General features: G+C 58.5%; 9 protein-coding genes. 6 read left to right on the top strand and 3 right to left on the bottom strand.

Annotated features, from left to right (window positions below; all coding sequences use genetic code 11):
* Positions 1-109 precede the first annotated feature (109 nt).
* The 3 genes from ACZRN6_RS29860 to ACZRN6_RS29870 form a co-directional block, all read right to left on the bottom strand.
* On the bottom strand, positions 110-1,834 hold the full coding sequence (locus tag ACZRN6_RS29860; protein ID WP_464009529.1) for an ABC transporter ATP-binding protein/permease: 1,725 nt from the start codon (positions 1,832-1,834) through the stop codon (positions 110-112).
* 99 nt (positions 1,835-1,933) lie between these two features.
* Positions 1,934-2,494, bottom strand: coding sequence for a response regulator transcription factor (locus tag ACZRN6_RS29865; RefSeq protein ID WP_003216016.1), 561 nt, complete (start codon positions 2,492-2,494; stop codon positions 1,934-1,936).
* Positions 2,487-3,749 carry an ATP-binding protein gene (locus ACZRN6_RS29870; RefSeq protein ID WP_322147528.1) on the bottom strand — a complete coding sequence of 421 codons (1,263 nt, stop codon included), beginning with the start codon at positions 3,747-3,749 and terminating at the stop codon, positions 2,487-2,489. Before ACZRN6_RS29870 ends, ACZRN6_RS29865 begins: the two co-directional genes overlap by 8 nt.
* 206 nt (positions 3,750-3,955) lie before the next feature.
* Between ACZRN6_RS29870 and ACZRN6_RS29875 the strand changes: the two genes are divergently transcribed.
* The 6 genes from ACZRN6_RS29875 to ACZRN6_RS29900 all read left to right on the top strand — a co-directional run bounded on the left by ACZRN6_RS29875 (position 3,956) and on the right by ACZRN6_RS29900 (position 15,339).
* Complete coding sequence (locus ACZRN6_RS29875; protein WP_322147529.1) at positions 3,956-4,669, top strand: SIMPL domain-containing protein; 714 nt, start codon at positions 3,956-3,958, stop codon at positions 4,667-4,669.
* 314 nt (positions 4,670-4,983) lie between these two features.
* Positions 4,984-8,238, top strand: a complete 3,255-nt coding sequence (locus ACZRN6_RS29880) for a dermonecrotic toxin domain-containing protein (RefSeq protein WP_464009530.1) — start codon at positions 4,984-4,986, stop codon at positions 8,236-8,238.
* A 138-nt stretch (positions 8,239-8,376) separates the two neighbouring features.
* A complete protein-coding gene (locus ACZRN6_RS29885; RefSeq protein WP_464009531.1) occupies positions 8,377-9,978 on the top strand; it encodes an ABC transporter substrate-binding protein in 1,602 nt (533 codons plus the stop codon).
* Between the two features lie 258 nt (positions 9,979-10,236).
* Positions 10,237-11,865 (top strand): ABC transporter substrate-binding protein, encoded by a 1,629-nt coding sequence (locus ACZRN6_RS29890; protein WP_464009532.1) that lies wholly within the window; start codon positions 10,237-10,239, stop codon positions 11,863-11,865.
* Between the two features lie 360 nt (positions 11,866-12,225).
* Positions 12,226-13,770 (top strand): ABC transporter substrate-binding protein, encoded by a 1,545-nt coding sequence (locus ACZRN6_RS29895; protein ID WP_416152141.1) that lies wholly within the window; start codon positions 12,226-12,228, stop codon positions 13,768-13,770.
* 171 nt (positions 13,771-13,941) lie between these two features.
* Positions 13,942-15,339, top strand: coding sequence for an OprD family porin (locus tag ACZRN6_RS29900; protein WP_322147534.1), 1,398 nt, complete (start codon positions 13,942-13,944; stop codon positions 15,337-15,339).
* Positions 15,340-15,382 lie beyond the last annotated feature (43 nt).

Raw genomic sequence — 15,382 nt, forward strand, 5'->3', positions numbered from 1 at the left:
GTCCTGACTGAATCGGTTGGGGGATTTTAAACCAAGACCTTGAAAGGGGTGGCTGTAAGAGCGGAACCCTAAGCCGCCGTTACCGAAGAAACGGATATGCCCCAAAGACTCAAACCAGCACCTGCTCCACCAACTGGCCGTTCTCGATCCGCACATGCCGCCCATGGAAACGCTTGAGGCTGCTGCGATGCCCAACGCTGACAATGCTCAAGCCCGGCAACTCATCGATCAACGCCTGATACAGCGCCGCCTCGTCCTCTTCGTCCATCGCCGACGTGGCCTCATCCATGTACAGCCATTGCGGTTCAAACAACAACGCCCGGGCAAACGCCAAACGCTGCTGCTCACCCGGCGACAACATCCGCTGCCAGTGGTTAGCTTCGTCCAACCGCGGAATCAGATGCGCCAGGCGGCAGGTTTCCAGCACCTGTGCATAACGTTCCGCCGGGTAGGCGCCCTCCTCCTGTGGATAACTCAATACACCCCGCAACGTGCCAATCGGCAAATACGGCTTCTGCGGCAGGAACAGATAACGCTCGGCCGGCAAACGAATGTTGCCATGCCCGTTTGGCCACAAATTGCCCATGGCCCGCAGCAAGGTGGATTTGCCGCTGCCGGAACGACCGCTGACCATCAGGCGCTCACCTTCGGCGACGGTCAGGTTGGCGCCGTCAAGCAGGTGCCGACCATCCGCCAGGTCCAGATTGAGGTTGCTCACCTGCAAATCACCGCCTTGGCGTTGCAACTCGATGCCCATGTTGCGGCCTTCGTTGTCTTCCATCGCCTGGCCAAAACTCAGCAAACGATCACACGTAGCACGCCAACTGGCCAACACGGTGTACGCATCCACAAACCAGCTCAGGCTGCCCTGCACACTGCCAAACGCACTGGCGACCTGCATCAATACACCCAGCTCTATCTGCCCGGAAAAATAGCGCGGCGCAGCCACCACAAACGGGAAGATGATCGCGATCTGCGAGTAACCGCTGGTGAAAAAATTCAGGCGCTTCTTGAGCTGCATGATGCTCCAGAAGTTGCTCCACACCCGCCCGAAACGCGTACTCAGTTGCTGGTGTTCATTAGGCTCGCCATTGAACAGCGCGATGCTCTCGGCGTTCTCCCGCACCCGCACCAGGCTGAAACGCAAGTCGGCCTCAAAGCGCTGTTGACGGTTACTCAAGCTGATCAATTTTCGACCAATCAAGTGAGTCAACCAACTGCCCAGCACGGCATACACCAGCGCCGCCCAGAACATGTAGCCGGGAATGGTGATGCCCCACACTTCGATGCTGCCGGACACGCCCCACAAAATCACCGAGAACGACACCAGGCTCACCAGGTTGCTGATAAAGCCCAGCCCCAGGCTCAAGGTGCTGCTGGTGAACGCGTTGAGGTCTTCGGAGATACGCTGGTCGGGGTTATCGGTGTAGCCGCCGTATTCCAGGTGGTAGTAGTTCTTCTGGCTCAACCACTTGGCGAAATAGGTTTCGGTCAGCCAGCGCCGCCAGCGGATGGTGAGCATCTGTTGCAAATAGGAGGTGAACACGCCAGTCACGATCGCCACCACGGCAATCACGCTGAAGTACATCAGCAAGTGGGTGAAGGCGTCGTAGTCCTTCTTTTCGAGGGCGTTGTAGAAGTCGCGGTTCCAGCTGTTGAACCATACCGACACCGCCACGCTGAACAGCGACAAGCCCAGCACCACCAGCAGCAACAGCCAGGCCTGGCCCTTCTCTTCGCTGCGCCAGTAAGGGGTGATCAGCGCCCATACTTTCCTTAAAAATTGCCCACGCACCGCGTCGTTGACCGCGGAATACTCAGCGTTCTGATTCATTGTTCAGGCTCGGTAGGAAATAAAGAACAGGCGTCGGATCGATCATAGCTGATCGATCCGGGGCTCCGTGCAGCCTGAAGCAGGTTGTTCAGTCGCCGTTCAACGTCGGACCGGGCGCTTTTGCAACTTGCGCTGCAGCGTCCGGCGATGCATGCCCAGGGCGCGGGCAGTGGCGGAGATGTTGCCTTCGTGCTCGGTCAGCACGCGCTGGATGTGTTCCCACTGTAGGCGGTCCACCGACATCGGGTTTTCCGGCACCAGGGTGTCGAGGTCGGCGTGCTCGGAAAGCAGGGCCGCCAGCACGTCGTCGGCGTCTGCCGGTTTGCACAGGTAATTGCAGGCGCCCCGCTTGATCGCCTCGACAGCGGTGGCAATGCTCGAATAGCCGGTGAGGATCACCACGCGCATTTCCGGGTCCAGCTCCAGCAGCTTGGGCAACAGCACCAGGCCGGAGTCGCCGTCCATTTTCAGGTCCAGGGCGGCGTATTCCGGCAGGTCGGCCGTGGCGATGGCCAGGCCTTCTTCGGCGGAGCCTGCGGTACTCACGCGAAAGCCACGACGGCTCATGGCGCGGGCCATCACGCGGGTAAAGGTGGCGTCGTCATCTACCAGCAGCAGGTGCGGCAGTTCTTCGCCTTCGACTTGGATCTCGTCACTCATCGATGTCTCCTCGTGCGACACGGGGCAGGCGCAGCTCGGTGAGCGTGCCGCCTTCCTCATGACTATAGAGTTTCACTGAGCCACCCGCGCGGGTCACGCTGGCCTTGCTCAAAAACAGGCCCAGGCCGAAGCCTTTGCCCTTGGTGGTAAAGAATGGCTTGCCGATCTGCTCGGCAATCGCCAGCGGTACACCGGCACCGTGGTCGCGAATGCTGATGGTGAGGTCTTCCGCGTCCCAGTTCAGGGTCACTTCCAACCCTTCCGGGCAGGCATCGGCGGCGTTGTTCAGCAGGTTCAGCAGCGCCTGGGTCAGGTCCGGCGGCGGCGCCATGCGCGGCACAGCGCCCTGGCCCAGCAGGTGGAAACGGTAACTGGCTTCGGGACGCATCAGGTGCCAGCGGTTCAGGGCTTCGTCCAGCCACTGGGTCACGTCTTGCATCTCCACGGCCAGGCGGCGATTAGCCTCGGCGGCGCGCACCAGTTGCTGCAAGGTCAGCTTGCACTGCTTGACCTGTTCCTGCAGCACACTCAGGTCATCTTGCAGGGCCGGGTCGTGGTGGTCCTGGGTCATTTCCTTGAGCAATACGCTCATGGTCGCCAGCGGCGTACCCAATTCATGGGCCGCGCCGGCCGCCTGGGTGGCGACGGCCAATAACTGTTGGTCGCGCAGCCCCTCTTCACGGCGAATGGCGCGCAGTTCTTCCTGGCGGCGCAGCTCTTCGGCCATCCGCGCGGCAAAGAAGGTGATGACCGCCGCCGACAGGGCGAAGCTCAACCACATGCCGTAGATCTGCAGGTTTTCGCGGGCGATGGGGAAGGTCTGCAACGGGTAGAACTGCGCCAACAGCAAGGTGTACAGGGTCAGGGCGATACCCGACAGCACCACCGAATAACGCCACGGCAAGGTAACTGCGGCAATGGTCAGCGGCACCAGGTAATAGGACACGAAAGGGTTGGTGGAACCGCCCGAAAAGTACAGCAACACACTGTGGATAAACAGGTCGCAGGCCAGTTGCAGGGCGTATTCCAGCTCGGTTACCGGCCAGGTGGTACGCAGCCGGATCACCGTAAATACGCACAGCACCGTGGAGAAACCGAGGGTCACGGCCAACTGCAACCAAGGCAATGGCAACAGCTTGAACCAATAGGCAAGCCCCACCGAACCGGCCTGTGCGGCCAGTACCAGGGTGCGGATAAACGTCAGGCGCCAAAGGTTCTGGCGGGTGGCGGAAGTCAGTTTTACGGCGGCGAGCATGAGCTCTCCCGATGAGCGCTGCAGGCGGATCGCACGGAGTATAAACGAAGCGACTGCCCTGGCACGGCGTGTGTGGCTCTTTGACGCAGGGGTCAGGAACATGACCGTTCGTCGGCAACTGCCAACTTGTAGCGATTGTGTAAACCCGAAGAACTGAAACCTTGCGTCTACAGTCTTACCGAACACGAACATCTCAAGGAGCTTCCATGTCACGTTTCATTCGCAGTGCTGCCGTTATCACCCTCGGCGCCGCCACCCTCGCCAGCCTGCCTGCCATGGCCGCTGATGAACTGCATTACAACCAGATTGCCCTGCGCGCCGAAGTCAGCCAGGAAGTGGCGCGCGACCAGATGATCGTCACCCTGTACACCGAGTCGCAGAACACCGACCCGGCCAAGCTGGCCGCCGAAATTACCACCACCATGAACAAGGCGCTGGCCCAGGCCCGCGAAGTCAAAGGCGTGACCTTGCGCCAGGGCAGCCGCAACAGCTACCCGATCTACGACAACAAGAACCAGAAAATCACCGGCTGGCGTGAACGCGCTGAACTGCGCATGGAAAGTGCCGACTTCGCCGCCCTGTCCAAACTCACCGGCGACATGCTGACCAACCTGAAAATGGACAGCATGGACTTCGCCATCGCCAACCCGACCCGCAAGGCCAGCGAAGATGCGTTGCTCAAGGAAGCCGTCACCGCGTTCAAGGCCCGCGCACAACTGGCCACCGAGGCACTGGGCGGCAAGGGCTACAAGATCGTTAACTTGAATTTCAATACCAACGGTTACCCGCAACCGTATGCCCGCGGCGGGATGATGATGAAAGCCGCGGCGATGGATTCGGCACCGACGCCGGAAGTCGAGGCAGGTACCAGCCAGGTCAATATGACCGCTGATGGTGTAATCGAAGTCCAGATGCCCTGATCAAGCAGTACCTGGATTGCAATGACGCTGCCTACGGGCAGCGTTTTTTTTGCCTGTATGAAACCGCACCGCCCCACCCACGAAACTTCGGGCAGGCACGGTTTTTTAGGAGTGACAACACATCCTGCAATTGACTACTGACTGCACTACGGAATCGATATCCGTTTTCCGACACCTATGTATACCCCCCACGCTGACAGGGATTGCTCTGCGGGTATGTGTCCTAACCACTATCGAGTACCGCAACCATGTCCCATCATTTGTCCCCGTCCATGCTGAGCGTAAATAGCCATTCCTCGCCGCAGGCAGCTTTAATGACGGCGCTCCCCAATCCACCTTCCAGCGCCCACAACACGCAGGCCTCTGCACCGACGCAACCGCGACACGTTGAGGCGCCGGCGCCAGGCGACTCCGCCCTGCTCCAGGCGTACATCGCGGCAATACAGCGCAAGGTCGAGGGTCATCCGCCCGGTTTTATCAAGGTGGCGGCCGATACGGTGTTGGGCCAATGGCTTGAACTGCATCGCTCGCAACTTGAGCACCCGATTATCCAGGGTTGGATGCGCGAGCAAAAAATTGACCCCTCCAGCCTGACGATTGTCCCGTCCACCGGTGCCATGTCTGCCAAAGTCGACGGTACGAAAAAAGACTTCTCTCTCACCGACGGCACTGGCTGGGGACAAGTTTCAGGGCCACTGCTTGCGTCCGGCAAAGTCATTGCCCCCCGCGCCGCCCAGGAGTTACGCATACGCTCTGGCGAAAATACCGTGGACGTCTCCGTGAAGGTGGTCGCGGGTTTCTATGGCATGCCCCTCCCCGCCAACCTGGCTGAGGGCAGGGCGCAAATCCGTCGACTCGATCAGAACAAATCTTTCGATGTCATTGCCCCAAACGACCCCCTGCGGCCTGCCAACCTGCGCTCGGCGCAGGCCCTGGAAATACAGAAGGCTGATGCCGGGCAATCTTATCTAGCCGCACCGCAAAAGTTGGCCTTTGCCCGCCTGACGAGCGAGGTGGCAACGGCTTACCCGAATGTGCACAACGAAGCCAAAAAATGGGCTGGGGAGTTGATCGAAAAAGAGACCGGCCAGAAACACGTAGACCCCGACAGCCTGTATTTCAATCGCTTCCGTCACACCCAAAATGCCTCGCCCGGCACGGCGACCGGCGCGATGCACATGGATGAAGAACCGTTTTATTCCAAACGCCTTCCGGACGCGTTACTGGATAATTTCTCGGAACATGACCAAATCCCCGGCCAACTTGACGCCGAAGCCGGGATCTACAAGGTCGGACGCGGAGACAGCACCAAGGGCGGTTACGGTGCCCACAATCAGTTTCCCCTGGCCCCTTCGACGCTGATGCACGGCAGTTGGAAAACTGACTTCCAGGCGCGCATGAGTGCAAAAATAGACGATTTCTGGAGCGCCAAGGGCGCAGATTACCGCACGGCCTTGAAAGGGCAGTTTATTCAACAGGCACGCGAGCAACTGAGCGCGAATGACACCAGGCCCGCCCTCGAAAAGAAGCTGATGCCGGCCGAACACCAGTTCACCCGGGATGACTATCGACTGGTGATGAAGGCAGCCTCCAATGTTCCCGAGGATGAAAACGCACCGCTGACCGTCGCCCAGCTGCAGGCAGACGCACCGGCCAAACACCAGTTGCGGGCCTATTCGTTTGACATCAATGGCTGGGGCTCCAGCGACATTATCCGGTTCGCGGCCCTGGATGATGGGCAGTACAACTATCAAAACAACCGGCGTGACGGTACGCAAATTCTCTACATCCCAGGTGCCACGCCGGCATTCCTGAAGTTTGCGTCCCTGGACAAGATGGACGAATGGGTGGTTGAGCAAGCCAAGGACCCGAAAAAACGCGAGGCGCTCGCTTCGCACTTCTCCCTGTACAACCGCCAGGATGGCGGCGTGTTCGGAAAATTCGGTGTCGACTCCTCGCTCGATCACTTGGGCAATGGTGATTGGTCACAGATGGAAGGCGAAACCATTGATCGCAACTATGTGCGCATCGAAGGTGATGTTTTCAGCCAAATGCGTGACCAGACGAAGGAACGGATGATCAGCGATGCGGACATCGCGATTAAATCCAACAGCGAGGTAACCCGAGACACCTGGCTCAATAACATATGCGCCGCTGCGAAGTTGGTCGCGCCCATGGCGCCAATCGCTGCGCCCGTCGCCGCCATAGCCGCTGTGCTCGGTGTCACGGAACTGGCATTGGGTGCGGAAAAAGCCGCCTCGGGCGACAACCAGGCAGAACGCAGCGACGGCGCTTGGAAAGCCTTCGATGGCGCGCTTAACACGCTGTTCTCGGCCGGCGGCGCCAGCGGGAAGGTCGAAGACCCGTTTGCAGCACCGGGCGAGAACGCAGCGACGTTACCCAGCCAGGCAACCCCCATCAACACGCTGCAAGAGGGCCGTACCGGCCGTGGCTTGCCTGATCGGCTACAGCCTTCGCAGGCCGGCACTATCAGTGGCCATGCGGTAGCAGACGGTGATCATTTAATTGCCACTGGCACACCCAACGCCAAGGGCATTTATCAGGTCAAGGACGGTAACGGCGCCGACCAGTGGTTAATCCGGCACACCGACGACACAGGCGTCAGCAAGGTGTACGAGATCAGGGGGGATTTCAAACTCAGTGACAACTACGTGCAGATTATTGACCCCATTACCCGCAAACCCGTGATGACGGTGAACCATGCCCGCGACGGTGAATGGGTGCGGTCAACTGGCAAGGGCGGATGGCCGTGGAACCGCAGTTCGTCTTCGTCGTCCTCCATCGAACAGAGGCCTCCTTCACCCATCGCGAAAAATTTCGAGGTGAACGGGCTGGAAACCAAGGGAGCCGAAAAGATTGATGAATATTTGCGGTTTGATGAAAACGTCAAATATGAGCATTCCGTTCAAAACACCCAACAAGTGAACGGGGTGGTCACCGAAAAAAAATTCCAGGTTTCCTGGGCGCTGGAAGAAGAAAACTTCACGGTCCTGGACGCCGAAAAAGCCAGGCCCAGCCCATTAGGCACAGGCGACTACTCGGACAGCTTTGTAAAAGACATTCACCGTTTCGACTACTTGGTGATCAACAAAGCAAAACCCGGGCTCGGCAAAATGCTCAGTAGCGCTGCCACTACCGAGGATGGGCTTAAAGCGGGAAGGCTGCAGCAATTCGAAGAGATAGTTCCCAACCCATTGATGCGCGCGCGTATCTCTGAAGTCGCCCACCAAGGCTCTCTGGCACCCGCCACCCAGTACATAAACGGGCTGGATTCCGGGCTCAAGGACGGGTATTACCTCAGCGGAGGAGAGACCAGGTTCACTATCGAATACGACCCCATTGATAACAGCGCGCGGGTCAGCGTTGTTTCCAAAAACCCTGTTTCGAATCCCGACCAGGATCTGATGAAGGTGCCTGGCGTCGAGATCACGACCAGACGCACATTTACCATAAGGGAGAGCAATGAAATCGGCACGGACAGCAATCCCTACATTATCGAGAAGCACGCACCCAGCAGTGTTCAACTGTCCGTTGTAACCGATGTTTAAAACGCGCAGTTGCCAATAGAGGGCTAACAAGCACAGCGCCTGGCCCCCTGCCCTCTACCTGATAAACCTGAACGGCGGTAACCTCGGTGACCGCCGTTTTCGTTTGCGCAGCGTTCACCTGCCATTTCAGGGGTCTCCATGGAAAGAATCACCTTAAAACCGCTGCTCCTTGCCACCGGCCTGCTGGCGTTTCTGCCGATGGCCCAGGCGGCCAGCACCTTGGTCTATTGCTCCGAAGCCAGCCCCGCCGGTTTCGACCCCAGCCAGTACACCAGCGGCACCGACTTTGACGCGTCCGCCGAAACCGTGTTCAACCGCCTGACCCAGTTCAAGCGCGGCGGCACAGAAGTCGAACCCGGCCTGGCAACCCGCTGGGACGTATCCACAGACGGGCTGACGTATACCTTCCACCTGCGGGACGGCGTCAAGTTCCACACCACCGACTACTTCACCCCCACCCGCGACTTCAACGCCGACGATGTGCTGTTCACCTTCCAGCGCCTGCTGGATCCCGAGAACCCGTTTCGTAAAGCCTACCCGTCGGAATCGCCCTACTTCACCGACATGGGATTGAACACCACGATAAAAAGCGTCGAAAAACTCGACGAGCACACCGTGCGCTTCAACCTCAATAACGTTGACGCCTCCTTCGTGCAAAACCTGGCCATGAGCTTCGCCTCGGTGCAATCCGCCGAATACGCCGCGCAGTTGCTCAAGGAAGGCAAGGCCGCCGACATCAACCAGAAGCCGGTGGGCACCGGGCCGTTCGTGTTCAAGCGTTACCAGAAGGATTCGCAGATTCGCTACAGCGCCAACACCCAGTATTGGAAGCCTGAGGATGTGAAGCTCGACAACCTGGTGTTCTCGATCACCCCGGATGCCGCCGTGCGCCTGCAAAAGCTCAAGGCCGGTGAATGCCAGGTGAGCGGTTACCCGCGACCTTCCGACATCGACGTGATGAAACAGGACCCCAACCTGCGGGTGCTTCAGCAGGCCGGTTTCAACCTGGGCTTTCTCGCCTACAACGTGACCCACCCGCCGCTGGACCAGCTAAAGGTGCGCCAGGCCCTGGACATGGCCATCGACAAGCCGGCCATCATCAAAGCGGTGTACCAAAGCGCCGGGCAATTGGCGCAGAACGCATTACCGCCGGCGCAGTGGTCTTATGACCCCACCATCAAGGACGCGCCCTACGATCCGGCCAAGGCTCGGGCGCTACTAAAAGAAGCAGGGGTTGCACCAGGTACCACCATCAACCTGTGGGCGATGACGGTTCAACGCGCGTCCAACCCCAACGCCCGAATGTCGGCCCAGATGATCCAGCAGGATTGGGACAAGATCGGCATCAAGGCCAATATCGTCAGCTATGAGTGGGGCGAGTACATCAAACGCGCCAAGGCCGGCGAGCATGACGTGATGATCTACGGCTGGACGGGCGACAACGGTGACCCGGATAACTGGCTCGGCGTGCTCTACAGTTGTGCTGCGGTGAAGGGCAGCAACTACGCGAAATGGTGTAACCCGGCGTACGACAAGCTGGTGCAGGAAGCGAAGGTCAGCAGCGACCGCGAGCAGCGGATCAAGTGGTATCAACAGGCACAAAAAATCCTTAAGGAACAGGTACCTATAACGCCTATCGCGAACTCGACGGTTTTCCAGCCACTTCGAAAGGAAGTGCAGGATTTCAAGATCAGCCCGTTTGGGCTTACCCCCTTCTATGGCGTCAGTCTGAATAAGTAACAGCCCCGCCCCAACCGAGTGCGCCAGACGCCTCGGCTGGGCATTTGTGGTGCGCTCACTGCACCGAAAAAACCCTTCAAAAGTGCGTAAATGTGTCTGAACTTACACATATGCGACATTCGTGTACGTTCGTACCACTGTTTAGCCGTTGTAGGCTCTCAACATCTTGCAATGGGTATGGCCCCTGCATAAGTATCCGCAGGTCGACTCACGAGGTCGCCCTCACTACCAAAAATGACAACAAATCATGAGGCCAACATGCTTAAACACGCAGTCATTCCGTTATTAGTCAGCGCCGGTTTAATGGCTGCTGCACCTTTCGCCCAAGCGGCGAGCAATCTGGTGTTCTGCTCCGAAGGGAGCCCGGCCGGTTTTGACCCAGGCCAGTACACCACCGGAACAGACTTCGATGCTTCGGCCGAAACCATGTTCAACCGTCTGACCCAGTTTGAGCGCGGCGGCACCGCCGTGATTCCTGGGCTGGCCACTACCTGGGACGTTTCCCCGGATGGCCTGACGTACACCTTCCACCTTCGTGAAGGCGTCAAGTTCCACACCACCCCGTACTTCAAGCCAACTCGTGAATTCACGGCTGACGACGTACTGTTCACTTTCAACCGGATGATCAATAAAGACGATCCATTCCGTAAAGCCTACCCAACCGAGTTCCCGTACTTCACGGACATGGGTATGGACACCAACATCAAGAACATCGAGAAAGTCGATGCCCACACCGTCAAGTTCACCCTTGGCACTGTGGACGCCGCCTTTATCCAGAACCTGGCCATGAGCTTCGCCTCCATCCAGTCGGCTGAATACGCCGCCCAGCTGTTGAAGGAAGGCAAGGCCCAGGACATCAACCAGAAGCCAATCGGCACTGGTCCGTTCGTGTTCAAGAGCTACCAGAAAGACTCCAACATCCGCTACACCGGCAACAAGGATTACTGGAACCCTTCCGATGTGAAGATCGACAACCTGATCTTCGCCATCACCACCGACCCGTCGGTGCGTATCCAGAAGCTGAAGAAAAACGAATGCCAGGTCACCCTGTTCCCGCGTCCAGCCGACCTCAAGGCGCTGGGTGAAGACAAGGACCTGAAACTGCCGCACCAGGCCGGTTTCAACCTGGGCTACATCGCCTACAACGTGATGCCGGTGCTCAAGGGCCAGACCGCGCCTAACCCGCTGTCGGACATCCGGGTGCGTGAAGCCCTGGACATGTCGGTGAACAAGCAGCAGATCATCGACTCGGTTTACCAGGGCGCAGGCCAACTGGCTGTCAACGCCATGCCGCCAACCCAGTGGTCGTACGACACCACCATCAAGGATGCTCCGCACGACGTGGCCAAGGCCAAGGAACTGCTCAAGGAAGCCGGCGTTAAAGAAGGCACCGAGATCACCCTGTGGGCCATGCCGGTTCAACGCCCGTACAACCCGAATGCCAAGCTGATGGCCGAGATGCTGCAGAACGACTGGAAACAGATCGGCCTGAAAGTGAACATCGTCAGCTACGAGTGGGGCGAGTACATCAAGCGCTCCAAAGGCGGCGAGAACCAGGCCATGATCATTGGCTGGAGCGGCGACAATGGTGACCCGGACAACTGGCTGAACGTGCTGTTCGGCTGCGATTCCCTGGCCGGCAACAACTTCTCCAAGTGGTGCGACAAGAAATTCGACGGCATCGTGAAAGAAGCCAAGGCGACTTCCGACGTAGCCAAACGCACCGAGCTGTACAAGCAGGCGCAACATATCCTCAAAGATGCAGTCCCGATGACACCTATCGCGCACTCGACGGTGTATCAACCCATGCGCAACAACGTGCAGGACTTCAAGATCAGCCCATTTGGCTTGAACTCCTTCTACGGCGTGAGCGTAAGCGGCAAGTAAAGATCTCTGGCGGCGACGTTTCATAACGTCGCCGTTATTGCATCCGCCAAGACCGTAGGAAACAGACCACATTCGCACTAGCTGCCGTCCTACGGCCGTTAACTGCGAATTGCGGCTCCGTTGCCTACAAGGTCTGTCAGATTCGTTGCATTTACTGCCAGGCTCCCGACTCATAACGTCGTGGTACGGCAGAAGCATCGTCTCTGTATGGCAACTGCCGTTGTGGGATCAGTGATGTCGCAAGGCCCAGGCCTTGCGATTGCTCACTGACGAAAACAACAAACAAGGATTGGGATTGTCATGCGCCATACTACCGTTCTATCCGCGATATTCGGCACCAGCCTGTTGGCTGTGGCCTCGATGGGCCAGGCAGCCGATAAAAAGAGCCTGGTGTTTTGCTCCGAAGGCAGCCCGGCTGGCTTCGACACTGCTCAATACACGGCGGCCACCGACAACGACGCTGCCGAGCCTATCTACAACCGCCTGGCCGAGTTCGAAAAAGGCGCGACCAATGTCGTACCGGGCCTGGCAACCAGTTGGGATATTTCCGAAGACGGCCTGACCTACACCTTCCACCTGCGTGAAGGGGTGAAATTCCACAGCAACAAAGACTTCAAGCCCACGCGTGATTTCGACGCCGACGACGTGCTGTTCACCTTCAATCGCATGCTTGACCCCGAACACCCGTTCCGCAAGGCCTACCCCACCGAGTTCCCGTACTTCAACGGGATGAGCCTGAACAAGAATATCGCGAAGGTCGAGAAAACCGGCCCGCACACCGTGGTGATGACCCTCAATACGGTCGACGCCGCGTTTATCCAGAACATCGCCATGAGCTTCGCCTCGATCCTGTCGGCTGAATACGCCGACCACCTGCTCAAGGCGGGCAAGCCCAGCGACATCAACCAGAAGCCGATCGGCACCGGGCCGTTCGTATTCCAGCGCTACCAGAAAGACTCGCAGATTCGCTACACCGGCAACAAACAGTACTGGGACCCGAGCCGCGTGAAGCTCGACCAACTGATTTTTGCGATCAACACCGACGCCTCGGTGCGGGTGCAAAAGCTCAAGGCCGGCGAATGCCAGATCACCCTGCACCCACGCCCGGCCGACGTCGAAGCCCTGAAAGCCGACCCGAAGCTGCAACTGCTGACCAAGCCAGGCTTCAACCTCGGCTACATCGCCTATAACGTGCGGCACAAGCCATTTGACCAGCTCGAGGTGCGCCAGGCCCTGGACATGGCGGTGAACAAGCAGAGCATTCTCAACGCCGTGTACCAGGGCGCGGGGCAACTGGCGGTCAACGCCATGCCGCCGACCCAATGGTCTTACGACGACACCATCAAGGACGCCGCCTACAACCCGGAAAAAGCCAAGCAATTGCTCAAGGCTGCCGGCGTGAAGGAAGGCACCGAGATCACCCTGTGGGCGATGCCGGTGCAACGGCCGTACAACCCCAACGCCAAGCTGATGGCAGAAATGCTGCAAAGCGATTGGGCCAAGATTGGCCTCAAGGTCAAGATCGTCAGCTATGAATGGGGCGAATACATCAAGCGCACCAAGAATGGCGAGCACGACATCAGCCTGATCGGCTGGACCGGCGACAACGGTGACCCGGACAACTGGCTCGGCACCCTCTACAGCTGCGACGCCATCGGCGGGAACAACTACTCGATGTGGTGTGACCCGGCGTACGACAAGCTGATCAAGCAAGCCAAGGTCGTGACCGACCGCGAACAAAGGACTGTTCTGTACAAACAGGCGCAGCAACTGCTTAAAACACAGGTGCCGATCACGCCAGTCGCCCACTCGACGGTCAACCAGCCGTTAAGCGCCAAAGTCGAAGGTTTTAAAGTGAGCCCCTTCGGCCGCAACGTGTTCTCGGGCGTCAGCATTACCCCATAAAAAAATAACCGGATTGCGCAGGGTGAGAATTCACCTTGCTGCAAACGTGCAGCCTTATTTCGGCTTTTAGCCAAGGGCAAACGTTTGCAAAGGCTTGAACGAGTTACACACCCAATAGCCGGTTCACCTAAAAAGACCGGCATTAAAAAGAGAACCAAAGGAGCTTCACCCATGAAACTGAGCAGCACCGCGCTACTGGCCCTGGCCATCAGCAGCATCACGGCCACGGCCTACGCTGAACCTGCAAGCCAGGACTTCGTTCCAACCACATTGGCCGGCACCAGCGCCCAAAGCGAGGCCAAAGGCTTTATCGATGGATTCAGCCTGGGCGGTACAACCCGTAACTGGTTCTCCAACGAACAACGCTTCCGCGGCAGCAAGTTCACCTACCAGAAGCACGGCGAAGCCCGTACTGACAATTACCGTACCAACTGGGTGCAAGGTACTATCCTCAACGCTACCTCGGGCTTCACCCAAGGCACCGTGGGCGTGAGCACTGAAGTGGCGGTCTACAACGCCGTGGTCCTGGACCGTAGCAAGCGCGACATCAAGGGCGGTTCCAACCGTACCCTGGCCGACTCCGACGGCGACGCTGTAGACCAGTGGAGCAAACTGGGCCTGGCCAACGTCAAGTTGCGTGTCTCGAACACCACCTTGACCGCCGGTCGCCAGAACTTCAGCAGCGGCATCATCGACACCATCGGTAACCGTGCGCTGCCTTCGAGCTTCGAAGGTGTGAGCTTCAACAGCGAAGAGTTCAGCAACCTGTCGTTCCAGGGCGGCGTGTTTGACCGCGTTTCGCCACGGACCGAGCAGAGCCTGTCGAAATTTCGCAGTGAATATGGCAATGGCCGCCAGGAAACCGACAAGGTCAACACCTTTGGCGTCAACTACCAGCCATTCAAGAGCCTGAAGACCAGCCTGTTTGCCGCTAACGTGGAAGACTTCTGGAACCAGTACTACTTCGGCGCTACCCACGAGCTGGGTGACAGCCAGACCCTGTCGCTGACCACTGGCCTGAACTACTACAAGACCGTCGACGAAGGCAAAAAGTTGATGGGCAAGATCGACAACGACACCTACTCGCTGTCGTTCGGCCTGACCCACCAGGCTCACAGCCTGACCTTCTCGTACCAAGCTGTGAACGGTGACGAGTACTTCGACTACCTGCACGAAACCAACGGCATCTACCTGGCCAACTCCCTGACGTCCGACTTTAACGGTCCGAACGAGAAGTCCTTCCAGATTGCCTACGGCATCAACATGGCCGAATACGGCGTGCCGGGCCTGAAGTTCAACATCTACTCGGCTCGCGGCTGGGGCATCGACGGCACTCACTACACCGGCGACGGCGGCCGTGCTGGCTTTGCTTACAACGGCATTCAGGCCCAAGACGGCGAAAAACACCAGGAATACGGTGTAGGCGCGGCTTACGCGGTCCAAAGCGGCCCGCTCAAGGCCACTACCTTCCGTGGTACCTACGTGACTCACCGCGCCAGCGAAAACCAGGCTGACGGCAACCTGCGTGAGTTCCGCCTGGTCACCACCATCCCGTTCAACATCCTTTAATTAGCGCCAGGTCGGCGGCGGGCTCAGGACGAGCCCGCCGCCT

It is taken from the genome of Pseudomonas sp. A125 (genome assembly GCF_055409485.1).